The organism is Microvirgula curvata (genome assembly GCF_054781615.1).
Genome location: NZ_BAAGUB010000035.1, coordinates 340,118 through 360,905 on the forward strand (window position 1 = coordinate 340,118; position 20,788 = coordinate 360,905).

General features: G+C 63.7%; 17 protein-coding genes. 11 read left to right on the forward strand and 6 right to left on the reverse strand.

What is annotated here, in order from left to right; all coding sequences use genetic code 11:
- Positions 1–20 precede the first annotated feature (20 nt).
- Complete coding sequence (locus tag ACYVG8_RS16520; RefSeq protein ID WP_028497915.1) at positions 21–1,331, reverse strand: Na+/H+ antiporter family protein; 1,311 nt, start codon at positions 1,329–1,331, stop codon at positions 21–23.
- Between the two features lie 212 nt (positions 1,332–1,543).
- Here ACYVG8_RS16520 and ACYVG8_RS16525 point away from each other — a divergent pair, with 212 nt between their 5' ends.
- Together ACYVG8_RS16525 and ACYVG8_RS16530 are read left to right on the forward strand one after the other, a co-directional pair.
- On the forward strand, positions 1,544–2,599 hold the full coding sequence (locus ACYVG8_RS16525; protein WP_028497914.1) for a hypothetical protein: 1,056 nt from the start codon (positions 1,544–1,546) through the stop codon (positions 2,597–2,599).
- The gene (locus tag ACYVG8_RS16530) at positions 2,583–3,308 is read left to right on the forward strand and encodes a type II secretion system protein (RefSeq protein ID WP_460746329.1); all 726 of its coding nucleotides are present in this window, start codon (positions 2,583–2,585) and stop codon (positions 3,306–3,308) included. The genes ACYVG8_RS16525 and ACYVG8_RS16530 overlap by 17 nt, the downstream gene beginning before the upstream one ends.
- A 6-nt stretch (positions 3,309–3,314) precedes the next feature.
- Here the strand turns inward: ACYVG8_RS16530 and aceB are convergent, their stop codons facing one another.
- Complete coding sequence (aceB, locus tag ACYVG8_RS16535; protein ID WP_028497913.1) at positions 3,315–4,907, reverse strand: malate synthase A; 1,593 nt, start codon at positions 4,905–4,907, stop codon at positions 3,315–3,317.
- 162 nt (positions 4,908–5,069) lie between these two features.
- Between aceB and ACYVG8_RS16540 the strand changes: the two genes are divergently transcribed.
- Positions 5,070–5,966: a LysR family transcriptional regulator gene (locus ACYVG8_RS16540; RefSeq protein WP_028497912.1), complete on the forward strand. Its 897-nt coding sequence runs from the start codon at positions 5,070–5,072 to the stop codon at positions 5,964–5,966.
- Between the two features lie 4 nt (positions 5,967–5,970).
- Positions 5,971–6,477 (forward strand): hypothetical protein, encoded by a 507-nt coding sequence (locus ACYVG8_RS16545; RefSeq protein WP_460746333.1) that lies wholly within the window; start codon positions 5,971–5,973, stop codon positions 6,475–6,477.
- Here ACYVG8_RS16545 and ACYVG8_RS16550 read toward each other — a convergent pair.
- From ACYVG8_RS16550 to aceA, 4 genes are all read right to left on the reverse strand, one after another.
- On the reverse strand, positions 6,458–7,354 hold the full coding sequence (locus ACYVG8_RS16550) for a DMT family transporter (RefSeq protein WP_460746334.1): 897 nt from the start codon (positions 7,352–7,354) through the stop codon (positions 6,458–6,460). The two genes, ACYVG8_RS16545 and ACYVG8_RS16550, sit on opposite strands and share 20 nt — an antisense overlap.
- Before the next feature lie 73 nt (positions 7,355–7,427).
- Positions 7,428–8,030, reverse strand: coding sequence for a LysE family translocator (locus tag ACYVG8_RS16555; protein ID WP_036385137.1), 603 nt, complete (start codon positions 8,028–8,030; stop codon positions 7,428–7,430).
- A gap of 77 nt (positions 8,031–8,107) precedes the next feature.
- Positions 8,108–8,908 (reverse strand): helix-turn-helix transcriptional regulator, encoded by an 801-nt coding sequence (locus ACYVG8_RS16560; RefSeq protein ID WP_460746336.1) that lies wholly within the window; start codon positions 8,906–8,908, stop codon positions 8,108–8,110.
- A gap of 187 nt (positions 8,909–9,095) precedes the next feature.
- The gene (gene aceA / locus ACYVG8_RS16565; RefSeq protein WP_028497907.1) at positions 9,096–10,394 is read right to left on the reverse strand and encodes an isocitrate lyase; all 1,299 of its coding nucleotides are present in this window, start codon (positions 10,392–10,394) and stop codon (positions 9,096–9,098) included.
- A 454-nt stretch (positions 10,395–10,848) separates the two neighbouring features.
- Here aceA and grpE point away from each other — a divergent pair, with 454 nt between their 5' ends.
- The 7 genes from grpE (at position 10,849) to arcD (ending at position 20,310) form a co-directional block, all read left to right on the forward strand.
- The gene (grpE, locus tag ACYVG8_RS16570) at positions 10,849–11,376 is read left to right on the forward strand and encodes a nucleotide exchange factor GrpE (RefSeq protein WP_028497906.1); all 528 of its coding nucleotides are present in this window, start codon (positions 10,849–10,851) and stop codon (positions 11,374–11,376) included.
- A 127-nt stretch (positions 11,377–11,503) separates the two neighbouring features.
- On the forward strand, positions 11,504–13,435 hold the full coding sequence (gene dnaK, locus ACYVG8_RS16575; RefSeq protein WP_028497905.1) for a molecular chaperone DnaK: 1,932 nt from the start codon (positions 11,504–11,506) through the stop codon (positions 13,433–13,435).
- A 127-nt stretch (positions 13,436–13,562) separates the two neighbouring features.
- On the forward strand, positions 13,563–14,693 hold the full coding sequence (gene dnaJ / locus ACYVG8_RS16580) for a molecular chaperone DnaJ (protein ID WP_028497904.1): 1,131 nt from the start codon (positions 13,563–13,565) through the stop codon (positions 14,691–14,693).
- Positions 14,694–15,156: 463 nt separating this feature from the next.
- Positions 15,157–16,389 carry an arginine deiminase gene (locus ACYVG8_RS16585; RefSeq protein WP_028497903.1) on the forward strand — a complete coding sequence of 411 codons (1,233 nt, stop codon included), beginning with the start codon at positions 15,157–15,159 and terminating at the stop codon, positions 16,387–16,389.
- A 91-nt stretch (positions 16,390–16,480) separates the two neighbouring features.
- Entirely contained in the window at positions 16,481–17,485 is a 1,005-nt protein-coding gene (locus ACYVG8_RS16590) for an ornithine carbamoyltransferase (protein ID WP_028497902.1), read from the forward strand.
- 132 nt (positions 17,486–17,617) lie between these two features.
- Entirely contained in the window at positions 17,618–18,562 is a 945-nt protein-coding gene (gene arcC / locus ACYVG8_RS16595; RefSeq protein WP_028497901.1) for a carbamate kinase, read from the forward strand.
- A 308-nt stretch (positions 18,563–18,870) separates the two neighbouring features.
- Positions 18,871–20,310 carry an arginine-ornithine antiporter gene (gene arcD / locus ACYVG8_RS16600; protein WP_028497900.1) on the forward strand — a complete coding sequence of 480 codons (1,440 nt, stop codon included), beginning with the start codon at positions 18,871–18,873 and terminating at the stop codon, positions 20,308–20,310.
- Positions 20,311–20,788: the final 478 nt, after the last annotated feature.

Consider the following 20,788-nt stretch of genomic DNA (forward strand, 5'->3'; position numbering starts at 1 on the left):
GGCGCTGTGCCCGTCCCGGCCTACAGCACCATGGCGGCGATCCAGCCAGCCACCAGTACCGGCAGGTTGTAGTGCAGGAAAGTCGGCACCACGGTGTCCCACATGTGGTCGTGCTGGCCGTCGACATTCAGGCCGGAGGTCGGGCCGAGGGTCGAGTCCGAGGCCGGGCTGCCGGCATCGCCCAGCGCGCCGGCAGTGCCGACCAGACTGACGATGGCCAGTGGCGAGAAGCCCAGTGCCATCGCCAGCGGCACATAGATCGCGGCCAGAATCGGCACGGTCGAGAACGACGAGCCGATGCCCAGCGTCACCAGCAGACCGACCAGCAGCATCAGCAGCGCGGCCAGCCCGCGGCTGTTTCCGATCACCGACACCGACTGCTCGACCAGCAACTGGATGTCGCCGGTCGCCTTCAGCACTTCGGCGAAGCCGGCAGCAGCGATCATCACCAGACCGATGGTCGCCATCATCTTCATGCCGTTGGAAAACACCGTGTCGGCTTCGCGCCAGCTGACCACACCGCCGAGCACGAACACCAGGAAGCCGGCCAGGGCGCCGATCAGCATCGAGTCGACCCACAACTGCACGCCGAAGGCGACCGCGACCGCCAGCAGCGACACGGTCAGCGAGCGGCGGCTGTAACGGATATCTTCGCGTTCGACATCGCGGATGCGCGCCTCGTCGTAGTCGCGCGGCTTGCGGTAGCTGACAAACAGCGCAATCAGCAGGCCGGCCAGCATGCCGAGCGCCGGGATCAGCATCGCCTGGCTGACATCGAGCCCGGTTACGTCGAGCCCGGACTTGGCCACATTGCCGAGCAGGATCTGCTTGAGGAAGATTTCACCGAAACCGACCGGCAGCACCATGTACGGCGTAATCAGACCGAAGGTCAGCACGCAGGCCACCGCGCGGCGGTCGAGCCGGAGACGGGCGAACACATACAGCAGCGGCGGCACCACCAGCGGAATGAAGGCAATGTGGATCGGCAGGACGTTTTGCGACGAGATCGCCAGCAGGGTCAGCGAGCCGAGCACCCCCCACTTCAGTCCGCTGCCACGACCGTGGCGAGCCTTGCCCAGCAGCCAGTCGGCCAGCGCATGCGGCAGGCCGGACTGTGCCAGCGCCAGGGCAAACGCGCCGAGCAGCGCATACGACAGCGCCACGCCGGCACCACCGCCGATGCCGGCGTTGAAGGCTTCCAGCGTGCGGGCGATGGTCAGGCCACCGGTCAGGCCACCGACCAGACTGCCGACGATAAGGGAGATAACGACATTCACGCGGGCGAGACTCAGCGCCAGCATGACGACAACGGCAATGACAACGGCGTTCATGCACGGATTCCGTAAATAGAAAGCAACGCCGGCCACCTTTCGGGTTGGCCGGGCGGATCGAAGTAATGAGGCCGGCATTCTACCGGCAAGTGGGTCGAAAGGCCCGCCGGCTGTGGTATTTCGCCCACGCGGGCGGCCCGGCGGCGTGGGCGGGTCGTTGCCGTCGTCGCCATCCGGGCATGATGGTGTGGTCCCGTTCCAGGAAGACAGTCATGCACGTCGACCCTGTCCGGCGGCAGCGCGGACAGGTGCTGCTGCCGATGCTGTTCGTGTTGCTGGTCACGCTGGCGACATCATGGCTGTACGCGCTTGCCGGCGAGGCGCGCCGGGCGGCGGTCCTCCACGATGCGCGGCTGCTGGGCATGTTGCGCCAGCGACTGCTGGATGTGGTGCGCGGCGGCAGCACGCTGGAGAAGCGCACCTGGTCCGGCTGGCTGCGGCGGCCCTATGTCGGCGGCAACTGCCTGGTCTCGGGGGCGCGGCAGGACTGCAGCCACAATCTCTACAAGCCGCCTTACCCGTTCGGGCTGGGTCTGTATCCGCTGGCCGATCTGGCGCCGTCTGCCCGTCCCGGCAGCGGACGTACGGTCTGGTATGCGGCGGTGAGCATGCTGGTCAGGACGCCGGGTGACATCGTGCTGACCGCGCAGGCGGTGAAAGAGGCACCGGCCCTGCAACTGCCCGACCATGGCATCGATGACGCCATGGTCGTACTGGTGATTGACCAGCAGCCTACCGGCATTCATGAACGGAAACTGGGCGCGCGCGACATTCCCGACTGGGCCAGTCGGGCTGGAGGGCTGGAGATCGGCAGGAAGCTGGCACCGCCGTCCGGCCGCTGGGCGGTGATCCGCCGCCACGAGTACCTGGCAGCGCTGACACCGATGGCCGATGCGGCAGCTGCGGCGCTGGTCGCCTGCCGCAACTGGGCGGCACAACAGGTGGACAAGCCGCGCGGCTGCGTTGACGGGCAGGGTTATGACGCCTGGCTTGATGCCGTCGCCAGAGACCGGAGCGAGCCGTGGCTGGCCGCGCTGCCAGCGTCGTGCCGCACTGATCAGGAACAGGGGAGCAACAAGCCGGGGCGCGGTTGCCTGTGGCCACTGGCGTGGCGGGACACGCTGCAGGAGGTCGCCGGACAGGACGGCTTCCGCTTCAAGGGCTGCCGTCGCCGCTATACGCTGCAGGCGGAGGACGGCACGGCGGCGCGCTGGTCGGGGCCGGCGGCGGGAAACTATCGGCTGGGGCACGATGGCACGCCCTGCTGAGCCGGTCCCGCGCGGCTTCACGCTGATCGAGCTGGCGATCAGCCTGGCCATCGTCGGTCTGCTGCTCGGCATGTTTGCCCTGCCGGCGCTGAACCTGCTGCGGCACCGGACCGGTACCGCTGCGTTCAGTCTGCGCGCGGACGATGCGGTGGCTGCACTGGAGCAGTTCGCAATCGAGGCGTGCCGGCTGCCGTGCCCGGCCCGCGCGGGGGGGGCAGCCGGCATGGAGAACAAGGGGGAATGCGCCGGTATCGGCATCCTGCCGTGGAGGACGCTGGGGCTGCCGTATGGTCATGACCGGCATGGCAATCTGTACAGCTATGTGGTCAGTCCGGCGTATGCCGAAGCGGGCGGACTGCACGGCAAGCCAACCGCCTCGATCCGGTTCCGGCCGCTGCCGGAGCCCGCCAGTTACACGCCGGTCACGGTGGCGGCGGCACTGATCTCGCATGGCCCGAACGGGCATGGCGCATGGGGGCGTGACGGCAGGCAGCGTCCGAAGGACGCGGCATCGGTGTCCGAGGCGAAACAGTGGCGGGTGCCTGGCAGCGTGTACGCCGGTCCGTTTGACGTCGAGCCGGGTTTCGATGACGAAGTGGTGGCGCTGCCGGCGCTGATCATCAGGAACCTGGCCTACGGCCGGGGCCATTGTGCGGAAAAGGCGGACGCAAAAACGCCCGCGCAAGCGGGCGTCGTCCAGAACCGTTAGGCGGTATCAGTCGATGTATTCGTAGCCCGGCAGGGTCAGGAACTCGACGAAGTCATCCGCCGTGGTCAGCAGGTCGAACATCCGCGCGGCGTCCTGGTACTGCTTGGTCCACTTGGCGCCGTAAGCGACTTCCAGCTGGGCCACTTCATCGGCCAGCAGTTCGCGGAACAGCTCGGTGGTGACCTTGCGACCGTCTTCCAGCTTGCCCTTCGGCGAGCGGATCCACTGCCAGATCTGCGAGCGGGAGATTTCCGCCGTGGCCGCATCTTCCATCAGATTGTGGATCGGCACGCAGCCGTTGCCCGAGATCCAGGCACCGATGTACTGGATGCCGACGTTGATGTTCATGCGCAGGCCGGCTTCGGTGATCGGCGCTTCCGGACGGAAGTCGAGCAGTTCGGCGGCGGTGACATTGATGTCGTCGCGCTGCTTGCCGATCTGGTTCGGACGGTCACCGAGCACGGCGTCGAATTCGGCCATCGCCACCGGCACCAGGCCCGGGTGGGCAACCCAGCCGCCATCGTAGCCGTCGGTTGCGTCGCGGTTCTTGTCGGCACGGATGCCGGCCATGGCGGCTTCGTTCTTGACCGGATCGTTCTTGATCGGAATCAGCGCGGCCATGCCGCCGATCGCCGGCGCATTGCGCTTGTGGCAGGTCTTCAGCAGCAGCAGCGCATAGGCACGCATGAACGGCACGGTCATGTTGATTCTGGCGCGGTCGGCCAGGCAGAAGTCGCGGTTGGTGCGGAACTTCTTGATGCAGCTGAAAATGTAGTCCCAGCGGCCGGCGTTCAGGCCCGAGCTGTGTTCGCGCAGTTCGTACAGGATTTCGTCCATCTCGAACGCGCCGAGAATGGTTTCGATCAGCACCGTGGCCTTGATGGTGCCCTGCTTGATGCCGAGCGCGTCCTGGGCGGCGACGAAGATGTCGTTCCACAGCCGGGCTTCCAGATGGCTTTCCATCTTCGGCAGGTAGTAATAAGTGGCGGAGCCGTTGGCGACCAGATAGTCGATGTTGTGGAAGAACGACAGCGCAAAGTCGAAGATCGAACCGGAGATGATCTCGCCGTCGACCTTGATGTGCTTCTCGGTCAGGTGCCAGCCACGCGGGCGCAGCACCAGAGTGGCGATCTGCTCGTTCAGCTTGTAGACCTTGCCTTCCGGCGAGGTGAAGGAAATCGTCTTGCGATACGCATCACGGACGTTGATCAGGCCTTGCAGCTGGTTGTCCCAGCTCGGGCAGTTCGAGTCCTCGAAGTCGGCCATGAAGCTCTTGGCGCCGGAGTTGAACGCATTGATCATCATCTTGCGTTCGACCGGGCCGGTGATTTCCACCCGACGGTCGAGCAGGTCATGCGGCAGCGGCGCAATGGTCCAGTCGCCGGCGCGGACGGCGGCGGTTTCCGGCAGGAAGTCCGGCAGCTTGCCGGCGTCGAGTTCCTTCTGGCGCACATCGCGGGCGGCCATCAGTTCGCGGCGACGGCCTTCGAACTGGCGATGCAGGCTGGCGATGAAGGCCAGCGCTTCGGGGGTCAGGATCTCGGCATAGGCCGGGGTGATTTCGGCAAGGACTTCCACGCCTGCGGGCAATTGCGACATGACACTTTCTCCTGTTGTAGTCGTATTGGCGCATGCACAGCGGCGGGGAACCGGTCAGACGGTCGGTGCGGGGCGCTGTGATGCGATGAATGCAGTCTATAGCTATGGCGAGTACAGAAAAATGGCTAGAATCGCATCACACTTTTTACTTTTAAGTAGCTAATGAGTGATTTTCGCCAGATGCAGACCTTTGTCGACGTGGTCAACCTCGGCAGCCTGTCCGCGGCGGCGCGGGCCGAGGGCGTCGTGCCGGCCGTCATCGGCCGCCGCATCGACGCGCTGGAAGAACGCCTCGGCGTCCGGTTGCTGGTGCGCACCACGCGCCGGGTCACCCTGACGCAGGAAGGTGGCGCTTTCCACGAAGACTGCCAGCGCCTGCTTGGTGAACTGGCGGCGGCCGAGGCGGCCGTCGCCAGCGGTTCCAGCCGCGCACGCGGCCATCTGCGCGTCAGCGCGCCGGCCGGGTTCGGTCGACGGCATGTCGCGCCGCATGTGGCTACCTTTCAGCAGGCGAATCCGGACGTGCGCGTGACCATCGACCTGTCCGACCGGCTGGTCGACCTGGTGGCCGAGCGCGTCGACGTCGCCATCCGCATCAGCGACCTGGCCGACTCCAGCCTGGTCGCGGTGCGGCTGGCGGAAAACCGCCGGGTGGTGGTGGCGTCACCGGCCTATCTGTCGCGGCGCGGCATTCCGGCCTCGCCGGCCGATCTCGACCAGTTCGACTGCCTGACCCTGGGCTCGAGCCGTGCCCGGGGCTGGACCTTCATGATAGACGGCCGGCTGGTGAACTGGCGGGTTCAGGGGCGGCTCGAATGCAATGATGGCGCGGTACTGCACGACTGGGCGCTGAAGGGCTACGGGCTGGCGTGGCGTTCGCTGTGGGAAGTGAAGGACGACCTGACCGATGGGCGGTTGATGACGGTACTCGATGCCTACTCGTCACCCGACTATCCGGTCTGCGCCGTGGTACAGCAGCGCAAATTCCTGCCACAGCGGGTACGCGCCTTTGTCGATCATTTGCGGGCGGTCTATGCCGACCCGGACTACTGGGACTGAAACCATGGGAAGCAAGCGATATGGCTGGCTGCTGCTGGCGGGTCTGCTGGCCGGTCTGCCGGGAGTGGCCGCTGCCGACAGCGGGGCACCGACTTATGCACTGCGCTGTGCGCCGTCGGCCGGCTATCAGTTCGGCGAATGGATCAAGACCCGGCTGGCACTGCGTGGCTGGCGCGAGGACAACGCGCATCCGGCAGTCAGCCTGTGCTTCGGTCTGCAGAGCGAAACCGCCTGGCGTTCGGTGCCGGCACCCACCGTCTACGGTGGTTACGGCGGCTGGCGTGGCGGAGGTGGCTGGGGCTATGGCGCCGGTCTCGGTTATCCGGGCGACTATCGCGAGCCGGTCCGGGTCGGGGTGATGACCCTGCGCGTGACCGCCGGCGGCGCCAGCCCGATGTCCAGCGACGACCGGCAGACACTGGTCGGTGACGGCCGGCAGGACATGGAGGATGCAGCCACCGCGCTGATCGAACGGCTGCAATGGCCGTCGCTCAACCGCGGCGCAGATTGACCAGCACGATGCCGGCGAACACCAGTACCGCGCCGGCGACAAAGCGCGGGTCCAGCGGGTCGTTCATCAGCAGCACACCGAGGGCGACGCCGAACAGCGGGGTCAGGAACGAGAACGCCGACAGTCTGGATGCCAGATAGCGACGCAGCAGCCAGAACCAGGCCAGGAAACTGGCGAAAGCAATGACGAAGCCCTGGAACAGCAGGCTGGCCCAGGCGATACCGTTCATGTCCGCCCCGCGCCAGTAACCCATGATGGCACTGGTGGCCAGCAGTGACAGCGACGCGACGCCGAGCTGGTACAGCAGCGTCTGCGTCGGTGGCGCCTCGGACAGCACTGACGCGCGGATCAGCACGGTAGTGCCGGCCCACAGCATGCCGGCACCCACACCGAACGCGTCGCCGAGCAGCGTGTCCGGGTCGACGCCGGTCGAAAAACTGTTGGAGAACGCCAGCGCCATGCCGGAGAAAGCCAGCAGCACGCCACTCCACTGGCTGAACGACAGCCGCTCTCCGGGCACCAGCAGGTGCAGGCCGAGCGCGGTGAAAATCGGTGCGGTATAGAGAAATACCACCATGTGCGAGGCCGTGGTGTGCAACAGACCGAGCGCGACCAGCAGAAACTCGCCGCTGAACAGCAGCCCGGCGCCAATGCCCGGCCAGAAACGGCCGTCGCGGAACGAGAAGCCCTGCCGTCGCCAGCGCATGACGCCGACGATCAGCAGCGCGGCAATCAGCGAGCGCAGCCCGTTCTGCAACACCGGATGCAGGAATGGGGAGGCGGCCTTGATCGCTACCTGCTGCATGCCCCAGCAGGCGCACAGCAGAATCATCAGGCCGATGGCGGTGCCATCAAGCGGTTTGCGGATCGGGGACATGAGACCGTGACAGAGGGGCGGAAAGGTCAGCATCATTGCCGCTGCCCGCCGGGGGTGGCAAGGGCTTCTTGCCTCAGCCGAGCAGCAGGCCGATGCCGAGCGCCATCAGCAGCGCACCGGCCAGCCGCTCCAGCTTCCACTGCCAGCGGTGCAGGCCGCGCCGGCTGGCCGGCCGGCCGATCAGCCACGCCATGCCGACATCCCACACCCAGACCAGTGCGAACATCCACAGCCCGTACAGCGCCTGCTGCCACGACGGCGTACTGGCGGCAATACCGATCGAGAACAGGCCGGTGTAGAACAGCCCGTTCTTCGGATTGCCGAGACCGGATGCCAGGCCGAGCAGGAACGGTGCGGGCGACGCGGGCGCGGCGAGCGGCGTGGCCTCGTCACTGCCATCCGGGCGGGCGCGCAGGAAATGCCAGCCGACATACAGCAGGAACAGCGCACCGCCGGTCTGCATGATGCGGGTGGCCGCCGGCCAGCGCTGCAGGTAGCCGACGCCGGACAGCGCCAGCACGATCCACAGGCCGTTGGCGACGGCGATGCCGGCGGCGACCCGGGTGCCGGGACGAAAGCCGTGGCGCAGCGTGGTGCGGCTCAGCAACAGGAAATCGGGACCGGGGCTGAGCAGTGCCAGCCAGTGCGCCAGCGCCATCAACAGGAATTCATGCATCGGGACCGCCATCGGAAGGACAAGGGGTGCCCAGTGTGTGATGGCTGCTGCTGCGGGTCTTGAACGAAATTGCGCGTTCAGGCCGTGCGCAAGGCCTGGCGGTAGCCCCCCGGGGTCAGGGCGGTCTGGCGCTTGAACTGGCGGGTGAAATGGCTCTGGTCGGCAAAACCGGCCTGCTGGGCGGCGTCGGCCGGCGCCATGCCCTGGCGCAGCCAGACCCGGGCGCGCTGGATGCGCAGGTTCAGTTGCAGTGCATGCGGCGTCAGCCCGGTCTGGCGACGGATCGCGCGGATCAGCTGCCACGGGCTCAGGCCGGCGAGATCGGCCAGCGTGGCCAGATCGACCGCATCGCACGCATGTTCGTGCAGGTAATCACACGCGCGTCCGACATGGTGCGGCTGGTCGCGAGGCCGCGACGGGACGGCGGGCGCCAGTGGCCGCAGCAGGCGATACAGGATCTCGTCGATGGCCAGCACGCTGTCCTGCCGTTCCAGCGCGGCGACCAGTTGCTGGAAGCCATCGTGGATGCCGGGCGCGTCCGGCTGCAGGGCCGATGCCGGTTCGTTCAGTGCCAGACGCGCCAGCCAGGCCGGGTCGACATGCAGCATCCGGTAGCTCCACGGCCGGCCCGGATCGGGATTGCACGCATGCACGTCACCGGCGCGGACCAGCACCGCCGCTCCGGCCGCAATCGGACGGACGAGGCCGTCGATCAGGCACTGGCTGGCACCGGCCACGATCTGTCCCAGCGAGAACGTGTCGTGCACATGCGGGGCGTAGCAGGCGGCGGAATCGCTGACATCGCGCAGCTCCCACTGGCCGGCGTGATGCCAGATGCGGGGGGAGGGAACGCGTGGACTATCCGGAGCAGGTTTCATCGGTATTGCTGTCACTTTCCCACGACGAAGGTGTGCGCCGGCGCGAATGAAAAACACGAAGGATGTGAACTTCGTGATCAAAGAGGCTGAAATGAAACAGGGGACTACCGTTCCCGGCAGCCCCCTTACACTACGTCGGGCGTGTTCCAGCGGCGCACGCACCGCCGGTACCCGAACTATGCCACTCTCAATGGAACTGTTCTTCCTCGGTGGAACCGGTCAGTGCGGTCACGCTGGAGGCGCCGCCCTGAATCACGGTGGTCACGTCGTCGAAGTAACCGGTGCCCACTTCCTGCTGGTGCGACACGAAGGTGTAGCCACGATCGCGAGCGGCGAATTCCGGCTCCTGCACCTTCTCGACATAGGCCGACATGCCGCGCTGCGCATAGTCCTGTGCCAGATCGAACATGTTGTACCACATGCTGTGGATGCCAGCGAGGGTGATGAACTGGTACTTGTAGCCCATGGCGCCGAGCTCGCGCTGGAACCTGGCGATGGTGGCATCGTCGAGGTTTTTCTTCCAGTTGAACGACGGCGAGCAGTTGTAGGCCAGCAGCTTGCCCGGGAACTGGGCGTGGATCGCTTCGGCGAAGGCACGGGCGAACTCGAGGTCCGGCGTGCCGGTTTCGCACCAGATCAGATCGGCATACGGGGCATAGGCCAGGCCGCGGCTGATCGCCTGTTCCAGACCCTTCTTGGTCTTGTAGAAGCCTTCGGCCGTGCGCTCGCCGGTCATGAACGGCTTGTCGTTGCTGTCGACGTCGCTGGTGCACAGGTCGGCGGCTTCGGCATCGGTACGGGCCAGGATCAGTGTCGGCACGCCGAGCACGTCGGCGGCGAGACGGGCGGCGATCAGCTTCTGCACGGCTTCCTGCGTCGGCACCAGCACCTTGCCACCCATGTGGCCACACTTCTTCACCGAGGCGAGCTGGTCTTCGAAGTGAACGCCGGCCGCACCGGCCTTGATCATGGACTTCATCAGTTCGTAGGCATTCAGCACGCCGCCGAAGCCGGCTTCGGCATCGGCCACGATCGGGGCGAAGTAGTCGGTGTAGCCCTTGTCGCCTTCGGCGATCTGCTTGGCATGCTGGATCTCGTCAGCGCGCTTGAAGGTGTTGTTGATGCGCTCGACCACGGCCGGTACCGAATTGACCGGGTACAGCGACTGGTCCGGGTACATCGACATGTAGCTGTTGTTGTCGGCGGCGACCTGCCAGCCGGACAGGTAGATGGCCTTGATGCCGGCCTTGACCTGCTGCATCGCCTGACCGCCGGTCAGGGCGCCGAGGCAGTTGATGAACGGTTCGTCGTGGACCAGGTTCCAGAGTTTTTCCGCGCCGCGGCGTGCCAGCGTGTACTCGATCGGGAAGGAGCCGCGCAGACGCTCCACGTCGGCGGCGGAGTAGCCGCGCTTGATGCCCTTCCAGCGCGGGTTTTCGGCCCATTCTTTTTCGATGGCTGCAATGCGTTGTTCGCGAGTCGTCATGACAGTTTGACCTCTATTATGTTTTGTACGTCCGGCGGGGTGACCCCGTCTCCCTGGCCTTCGCCATGCACCCGCGCCGGTTCCGGCGGGGCGGGTGGGCGCACCGCGGATAGCGATGCGCCGGTGGGAGCATAACCGGCCGTTTTTGCCGGCGCTGGCACGCTCCCGGTGGGGATGTGCAAACGATTCAAGCATAGTTGTGTGCAATGCAGCAAACCCTTTTTGCCTTCTGTTCGCAAGTGAAAAATCTTGGACTTTTAATGGGTTGCTCACGACCAGTCATGCGCGGAAAGGAGCCGGGCAGGCGGTCGTAAACGAACCCTGCCGCCAGGGCGGCGGCAGGCGGGATGGCGACTGTCCGGCTGTCGATTGTTGCAGTGCGCGGCCCGGGCGGGGCTTGAAAGCGGCGGGGATGTCCCTACTTAGGGTGCGACTTTCCGATTTGAGGTGAATCATGCAGAACCAGGATCAAGTGACGCCGGAAGAACTCGTGGACAACACCGCCGCCGACGAGGGCACGCAGCAACCGGACGCCCGCATTGCTGAACTGGAAGCCCAGATCGCCGAGCTGAAGGACCAGTTCCTGCGCGCGAAGGCGGATACCGAGAACATGCGCCGCCGCGCCGCCGAGGACGTGGCCGCCGCCGGCAAGTACGCCGTCGGCAAGATTGCCGTCGAACTGCTGCCGGTAAAGGACTGCCTGGAAATGGCACTGCTCGACACGTCGGGCAATATCGAAGCGATGAAGATGGGCGTCGACATGACGCTGAAACAGCTGGTCACGGCCTTCGACAAGGCGCAGATCATCGACATCAACCCGGAAGTGGGCGAGAAGCTCGATCCGCACCGTCACCAGGCGATGAGCATGGAAGACAGCGAACAGGATGCGAACACCGTGGTGCGCGTGATGCAGAAGGGCTATCTGATCGCCGACCGCGTGCTGCGCCCGGCAATGGTCATTGTCGCCAGACCGAAAGCATAAACGGCGCAATGTCCCGCCAGCGGGGGGCTTGAAAGCGCAAATCGCCTCCCCATATCCCGAACATGGTTAATGAGATGCGGCGCGCATGGCGCCGTACCAAAAGCAAAATTCTAGGAAGGATCGAACAATGGGCAAAATCATCGGTATTGACCTCGGCACCACCAACTCCTGCGTGTCGGTGGTCGAAAACGGCCAGCCGAAGGTGATCGAGAACGCCGAAGGTGCACGCACCACGCCGTCGGTCATCGCCTACATGGAAGATGGCGAAATCCTGGTCGGCGCCCCGGCCAAGCGCCAGGCGGTCACCAACGCCAGAAACACCATCTACGCGTCGAAGCGTCTGATCGGCCGCCGGTTCGAAGAGAAGGAAGTGCAGAAGGACATCAGCCTGATGCCGTTCTCCATCGTCAAGGCCGACAACGGCGACGCCTGGGTCGAAGTGCGCGGCAAGAAGATGGCCCCGCCGCAGATCAGCGCCGAAGTGCTGCGCAAGATGAAGAAGACTGCCGAAGACTACCTCGGTGAAGAAGTCACCGAAGCGGTCATCACCGTGCCGGCCTACTTCAACGACAGCCAGCGTCAGGCGACCAAGGATGCCGGCCGCATCGCCGGTCTGGACGTGAAGCGCATCATCAACGAACCGACCGCTGCCGCGCTGGCGTTCGGCATGGACAAGAACGAGAAGGGCGACCGCAAGATCGCCGTGTATGACCTCGGCGGCGGCACCTTCGACGTGTCGATCATCGAGATCGCCGATGTCGACGGTGAAAAGCAGTTCGAAGTGCTGGCCACCAACGGTGACACCTTCCTCGGTGGCGAAGACTTCGACCAGCGCCTGATCGACTACATCGTGACCGAGTTCAAGAAGGAACAGGGCGTCGACCTGAAGCAGGACGTGATGGCGCTGCAACGCCTGAAGGAAGCGGCGGAAAAGGCCAAGATCGAACTGTCCAGCTCGCAGCAGACCGAAATCAACCTGCCGTACGTGACCATGGACGCCAGCGGTCCGAAGCACCTGGCGATGAAGATCACCCGCGCCAAGTTCGAATCGCTGGTCGAAGAGCTGGTCGAACGCTCGATCGAACCGTGCCGCGTGGCCATCAAGGACGCCGGCCTGAAGGTCAGCGACATCGACGACGTGATCCTGGTCGGTGGCCAGACCCGCATGCCGAAGGTGATCGACGCCGTCGAAGCCTTCTTCGGCAAGGCACCGCGCCGTGACGTGAACCCGGACGAAGCCGTTGCCGTTGGCGCGTCGATCCAGGGCTCGGTGCTGTCGGGCGACCGCAAGGACCTGCTGCTGCTGGACGTGACCCCGCTGAGCCTCGGCATCGAGACGCTGGGCGGCGTGATGACCAAGCTGATCCAGAAGAACACCACGATTCCGACCAAGGCATCGCAAGTGTTCTCGACCGCCGACGACAACCAGAACGCGGTGACGATCCACGTGCTGCAGGGCGAACGCGAAAAGGCCGGTGCCAACAAGTCGCTGGGTCAGTTCAATCTGTCGGACATTCCGCCGGCACCGCGCGGCATGCCGCAGATCGAAGTCACTTTCGACATTGACGCCAACGGCATCCTGCACGTATCGGCCAAGGACAAGGCGACCGGCAAGGAAAACAAGATCACCATCCAGGCCAGCTCGGGTCTGTCCGAGGAAGAGATCCAGCGCATGGTCAATGACGCCGAGGTCAACGCCGAGGAAGACAAGAAGCTGGTGGCGCTGGTGCAGGCCAGGAACCAGGCCGAAGCCCTGATCCACAGCGTGAAAAAGTCGCTGACCGAATACGGTGACAAGATCGCCGCCGACGAAAAGGCCAAGATCGAGGACGCGCTGAAGGAAACCGAAGCCGTGGCCGGTGGCGACGACAAGGACGTGATCGAAGCCAAGACCGAAGCCCTGGCCAAGGCCAGCCAGAAGCTGGGCGAACTCATGTACGCCCAGGCCCAGGCCGAAGGCGCCGGTGCGCCGGGTGCGGAGAAGGCCGAAGCCGGTCACAATGACGACGGCAATGTGGTCGATGCCGAGTTCGAAGAAGTGAAAAAAGACAAGAACTGATCTTGTCCGAGTCAAAGAGGCACGGAGTCTCGGGGTCGTTGGTCCCGGCCTCTGTGCCTTTCTTTGTTGGTCAATCTCATGCATGGAGCGACAGCACGCGCTTCGTGACTCCGTGGTGAATGAAGCGATGGCGAAAAAAGATTGCTATGACGTACTGGGCCTGAACCGGGATGCGTCAGAAGAAGAAATCAAGAAGTCTTACCGCAAGCTGGCGATGAAGTATCACCCGGACCGCAATCCGGACAGCAAGGAAGCGGAAGAGAAGTTCAAGGAAGCCAAGGAAGCGTACGAGATCCTGTCCGACGGACAGAAACGCGCGGCCTATGACCAGTATGGCCACGCCGGGGTCGACCCGCAGGCTGGCGGGGCGGGCGGTGCCGGCTTCGGTGGCTTTGGCGATGCCTTTGCCGACATCTTCGGCGACATCTTCGGTGGCGGACGTGCCGGCGGCGGTGGCGGCGGGCGCAGCAATGTGTACCGCGGCTCCGACCTGCGCTACAACCTGGAAATCACGCTGGAAGAAGCGGCGCGCGGCTGCGAGAAGCAGATCCGCATTCCGACCATGGATGAGTGCGATGTCTGCCACGGCAGCGGCGCCAAGCCGGGCACCGAGGCCAAGACCTGCTCGACGTGCGGCGGCGTGGGCCAGGTGCGCATGCAGCAGGGCTTCTTCTCGATCCAGCAGACCTGCCCGACCTGCCATGGCAGCGGCAAGCAGATTACCGATCCGTGCCGTGCCTGCAATGGCGCCGGACGGGTGAAGAAGCAGAAGACGCTGAACGTGAAGATTCCGGCCGGCGTCGACGATGGTGACCGCATCCGCCTGGCCGGAGAAGGCGAGCCGGGCACCAATGGCGGCCCGCATGGCGACCTGTACGTGGTCACGCAGATCCGCCAGCATGCGGTATTCCAGCGTGACGGCACCGACCTGCATTGCGAAATGCCGATCTCGTTCACCAGCGCGGCGCTGGGGGGAGAGATCGAGATCCCGACGCTGGATGGGGCGGCCAAGATCCGCATTCCGCCGGAAACCCAGTCCGGGCAGGTATTCCGCCTGCGTGGCAAGGGTATCAAGGCGCTGCGCGGCAGCCAGCATGGCGACCTGATGTGCCATGTGCTGATCGAGACGCCGGTCAAGCTGACCGAGCGGCAGAAGGAACTGCTGCGCGAGTTCGAGTCGATCAGCCTCGATGCGCCGGGTACGCACAACCCGAAGGCGAAGTCGTTCATGGACAAGCTGAAGGATTTCTTCGGCTGACGGTGGCGATCAGCGGGTGCCTGCGACCGCAGACACCCCGAAAAGAAGGCCCGGCGAATGCCGGGCCTTCTCTTTATTGAGGCCTTTTCGGCCGGGATTGATGCTTTCCGACCCTCGGGCCGTTTTACATAAATCGGTGTCGGTTCCCAGCCAAACCCTTTTGAATCAAAGGCTTGCGTGTCGTGGTGCGAGGCGGGGCGCCAGGGCGGGAAAGCGGACTAAGACCTTGATCCCAAAAGGTTTATCACTGTTTTCTAATTTTTATGACGAGGCGGCGCAGCGCCAATACTGATCTGGATGGAATAGTAGCGGCTTGCAATATGAGTGTGCGCTAATATAATTCAACTCAAGAACGCTGATGCACAAAGCGATCAGCGTTCATTAACGGCTGGCCGGGTTGCTCTCACTTCTCGGCAGCGCACTGACAAGTGCGACCAAGTCTCTTTATGGAAAGGAAGTCATCATGACGACGTTTGGTGTTCATTCTGAGTGCGGTAAGCTCCGCACGGTGATGGTTTGCCGCCCGGGTCTGGCTCACAAGCGCTTGACCCCGGCAAACTGCGACAGCCTGCTGTTCGATGACGTGATCTGGGTTGAACGGGCTCAGAAAGACCATGACTACTTCGTCAGTCAGATGCGCGCTCGCGGCATCGAAGTGCTGGAAGCACATGACATGCTGGCGAAGGTGCTGGACGACAAGGCCGCTCGTGCCTGGCTGCTGGACCACAAGGTGAAGGCAGACAACGTCGGTATCGGCATGCTGGGCGATCTGCGCAGCTGGCTGGAAGAAATGCCGTCGGCCCAACTGTCCGAACACATGTTCGGCGGTATCGCCAAGTCCGAACTGCCGTTCGACCCGAAGGGTCTGTTCGGTGGCTACCTCGACCAGTCCGATTTCGTGCTGCCGCCGGTGCCGAACAGCCTGTTCCAGCGTGACCCGAGCTGCTGGATCTACGAAGGTGTGACCGTCAACCCGATGTACTGGCCGGCTCGCCGTCAGGAAACCCTGCTGCTGGAAGCCATCTACCGCTTCCACCCGACGTTCGCCGGCAAGGCCAACATCTGGTGGGGTGGCAGCGACAAGGACCACGGTCCGGCTACGCTGGAAGGCGGCGACGTGATGCCGATCGGCAATGGCGTCGTGCTTATCGGCATGGGCGAACGCACCAGCCCGCAAGCTGTCGTGCAAGTGGCCAAGAGCGTGCTGGGCAAGAAGGGTGGCGCCAACCGCGTTATCGCTTGCCAGATGCCGAAGTCGCGTGCCGCCATGCACCTGGATACCGTGTTCAGCTTCCTCGACATCGATCTGCTGTCGGTGTTCCCGGACGTGGTCGACGAAATCGTCTGCACCAGCATGTACGCCGGTGACAAGGAAGGCGAAATCCGCTTCGAACGTCACGACGGCGTGCATATCAGCGAAGTCGTGCGCCAGGCACTGAACCTGCCGAGCATCGAACTGCTGAAGACCGGCGGCGACGCATTCCAGCGTGAACGCGAACAGTGGGACGACGGCAATAACGTCGTGGCGCTGGACCGTCGTGTCGTGGTTGCCTATGACCGCAACACCTACACCAACAAGCTGATGCGTGACCGTGGTGTGGAAGTGATCGAAGTCCCGGCATCCGAACTCGGCCGCGGCCGTGGGGGTGGTCACTGCATGACTTGCCCGATCGTTCGCGACGAAGTCAAGCTGTAATCGACCTGACGCATTGAAAGAACATCCCGGCTGGCAGCAGCTGGCCGGGACATCCTGAAGTTACGCAAAGTACGACCAAGGACAACACATCATGGCCTTCAACCTGAAGAACCGTCACTATCTGAAGCTCCTCGACTTCACCCCGCGTGAAATCCGTTACCTGCTCGACCTGTCCCGCGACCTGAAGCGTGCCAAGTACAACGGCACCGAACAGCAACGCCTGACCGGCAAGAATATCGCCCTGATCTTCGAAAAGACCTCGACCCGTACCCGTTGCGCGTTCGAAGTGGCTGCGCACGATCAAGGCGCCAACGTGACCTACCTCGGGCCGTCGGGTTCGCAAATCGGTCACAAGGAATCGATGAAGGACACCGCCCGCGTGCTGGGTCGCATGTATGACGCGATCGAATACCGTGGCTTCAAGCAAGACATCGTTCAGGAACTGGCTGACTACGCCGGCGTGCCGGTCTACAACGGCCTGACCGACGAATGGCACCCGACCCAGATGCTGGCCGACGTGCTGACCATGACCGAACACAGCGACAAGCCGCTGTCGCAAATCGCCTACGCCTACGTGGGTGACGCACGCAACAACATGGGCAACTCGCTGATGGTTGTGGGTTGCAAACTGGGCATGGACGTCCGTATCGGCGGCCCGAAGAACCTGTGGCCGGAAGAATGGCTGGTCGCAGAATGCCAGAAGATCGCTGCCGAAACCGGCGCTCGCCTGACCCTGACCGACGACCCGAAGGTTGCCGTTGACGGCGCCGACTTCATCCACACCGACGTCTGGGTGTCGATGGGCGAACCGAAGGAAGTCTGGGAAGAACGCATCAAGCTGCTGTCGCCGTTCCAGGTGAACAAGGCGCTGCTGGCTGCCGCGAAGAACCCGAGCGTGAAGTTCATGCACTGCCTGCCGGCCTTCCACAACAGCGAAACCAAGGTTGGCAAGGAAATTTCGGAACAGTATCCGCAATTCACCAACGGTATCGAAGTGACGGAAGAAGTGTTCGAAAGCCCGGCAAACGTGGCCTTCGAGCAAGCGGAAAACCGCATGCACACCATCAAGGCAATCATGGTGGCAACGCTGGCCTGATAGCCGCATTGCGCCTCGAAGAGTAGCCCGTCGCGACGTGTTACGTCGCGTCCCCTCTCAGGGGCCGGTCGGCTGTGAAGACCGACCGGCCCCTTTTGTTTCCGAATTCCTGCCGCTTGAAGGAAATAGATCATGCGTGTTGTAGTCGCCCTGGGTGGTAACGCCCTGCAACGTCGCGGTGAAGCAATGACCGCCGAAAACCAACGTAACAACGTCAAAATCGCTGCCGCGCAACTGTCGGAAGTGACCAAGAAGGGTCACAACCTGGTCATGTGCCACGGCAACGGCCCGCAAGTCGGCCTGCTCGGCCTGCAGAACGATGCCTACGCCCGTCACGTCAATGCTGCCGTGACCCCGTACCCGCTCGACGTGCTCGGCGCGCAGACCGAAGGCATGATCGGCTACATGATCGAACAGGAGCTCGGCAACGTGCTGCCGTTCGAAGTGCCGCTGGCCACTGTTCTGACCATGACCGAAGTCGATCCGAAGGATCCGGCGTTCGCCAACCCGGTCAAGTTCGTCGGCCCGGTGTACACCAAGGAAGAAGCCGAAACCCTGGCCGCCGCAAACGGCTGGACGGTCAAGGCTGACGGCGAATACTTCCGCCGCGTGGTGCCGAGCCCGAAGCCGAAGCGCATTTTCGAAATGCGCCCGATCAAGTGGCTGATCGAAAAGGGTGCCGTTGTGATCGCCGCCGGCGGCGGTGGCATCCCGACCATGTATGAAGACGGCAAGCTGGTTGGCGTCGAAGCCGTGATCGACAAGGACCTGGCCTCGTCGCTGCTGGCCAGCGAAGTCGATGCTGACTACTTCGTCATCGCCACCGACGTGTCGACCGTGTTCGTCAACTGGGGCAAGCCGGATCAGAAGGCGATCAAGCGCGCTCACCCGGACGAAATCGAAAAACTCGGCTTCGCAGCCGGTTCGATGGGCCCGAAGGTCGAAGCAGCCTGCGAGTTTGCCCGCAAGAGCGGCAAGCGTGCCGTGATCGGCGCGCTGGGTGATATTGCCAAGATCGTCGAAGGCGAAGCCGGCACCATCATCAGCACCGAAGCCAGCGGCATCGAGTGGTATTGATCGTTTGACTCCTGGAAAAGGCGCTTTTGGCGCCTTTTTTAGGACAACGATACGAACATTTATCGTTGCAATACGCGTAAGGGTGGGCTAACCCGTAATGGCATCAGCGTGATTTGCCAGGCGGGGTTCGCGGTAGGTTTCGCGTTCCGTTCACCCAAAACGTAGTCCCTGCGGCATGGAACATTCATTGTGGATTTTCTGCTTGATCTGAATCAAAGGCGACAGCTGGCAGGTTTGGACAAGGGGCTGTCGTTTTGCGATAAACAAGAATAAGAATTCCTTAATTAACTAACCTACGGAGAGTCAAAATGTCTGACGGGACTCAAGCTGGTTCGCAAAAGCTGAAGCTCGGCGCACTGACTGCGCTGGTCGTCGGCTCCATGATCGGCGGCGGGATCTTCTCGCTGCCGCAGAATATGGCAGCGGGTGCAGGTGCCGGCGCCATCATTATCGGTTGGGTCATTACCTTCTTCGGTATGCTGACCCTGGCGTTCGTGTTCCAGACGCTGGCCTTCCGCAAGCCGGAAATCGAAGGCGGCGTGTACGGGTACGCACGTGCCGGTTTCGGTCCGTACGTCGGCTTCAACTCGGCCTGGGGCTACTGGATTTCGGCGTGGATCGGCAACGTGTCGTACTTCGTCGTGTTCTTCTCGGCGCTGGGCGCGTTCGATGCACTGGGCTTCTTCGGTGACGGCAACACCATGCCGGCCGTGGTCTGCGCATCGATCCTGCTGTGGGCACTGCACTTCATGGTCTGCCGTGGCGTGCATGGCGCGGCGTTCATCAACACCGTGACCACCGTGGCCAAGCTGGTCCCGCTGGCACTGTTCATCGGCATCGTGATCTTCGCGTTCAACGTCGAGACCTTCAACCTGGGTTTCTGGGGCTCGCCGACGCTGGGCAGCGTGGTTGACCAGGTCAAGAGCACCATGCTGGTGACGGTGTGGGTGTTCATCGGTATCGAAGGCGCGTCGATGTTCTCCGGCCGTGCCGAGAAGATGGCCGACGTCGGCAAGGCAACCGTGATCGGTTTCCTGCTGGTGATGGTACTGCTGGTCGCCGTGTCGGTGCTGTCGATGGGCGTGCTGACGCAACCGGAACTGGCTGCACTGAAGAACCCGTCTACCGCTGGCGTGCTGAAGGCTGCTGTGGGTGACTGGGGTGCTGCGCTGATCAACATCGGCCTGGTGATCTCGGTGGGTGGCGCGCTGCTGGCCTGGACGCTGCTGGCAGGTGAAGCGGCTTACCTGGCGGGCAAGGACGGCACCATGCCGGCTACCTTCGGTCGTCTGAACAAGAACGGTTCGCCGGCCAATGCCCTGTGGCTGACCAACGGTTGCATCCAGGTGTTCCTGATCATCACGCTGTTCAACTCGGCGGGCTATCTGGCGCTGCTGTCGCTGGCAACGTCGATGATCCTGATCCCGTACTTCCTGTGCGCGCTGTATGCACTGATCATCGTGCTGAAGTCCGATGGCTATGAGGCGGGTGACTCCAAGCGTCTGAAGGACATCGTCATCGGCCTGGTCGCTACCGTCTACGGTGTCTGGCTGGTGTACGCAGCAGGTCCGAAGTACCTGTTCCTGTCGATGATCCTGTACGCGGTTGGCCTGCCGTTCTACCTCTGGGCCCGTCGTGAACAGAAGGAACGTCCGTTCACGTCGCTGGAAGGCATCCTGGCTGCCATCGTTCTCGTGCTCGGCGCCTACGCCGCATACGAACTGGGCACCGGCGCACTGTCGCTGTAAGGTCTGCCACCCGCCCTGCGGCGGGTTGCGCAAAACACCCCGGAAGGCATCCTTCCGGGGTGTTTTGTCGACTGCTTGCAAAGGTGGGCACCGGCGGTCAGCGTGGCGTCGGTGCACGCCCGACTGACAGGATCGGTCGTGAGCACGGCAGTCTGCCTGTTTGAATCCTGCCCCTTCCGTCCCCGCCGCCGCGGGGAAACCTCGCTACGCTCGTCCGTGCTTCGTGGCGAAGGGGAGGGCCGTCAACAAAACACCCCGGGAAGTAACTTTCCGGGGTGTTTTGCGTCCTGCTGCCGGGGGGCTCGCGCGATGGATGGCCCTTTACGGAGCGGGGCGGGTGTTCTATACCGTGGCGTGATGAGAGCAGAATTCAGAACGTCCAGCCCCGGCGGGAACATGCCCGCCACCCCCGTCCGTTCCGCGTCGTGTCACGGCGTCACGGCGGCTGGCTGCGTCGTGCGGCAACGAGATGAGTCCA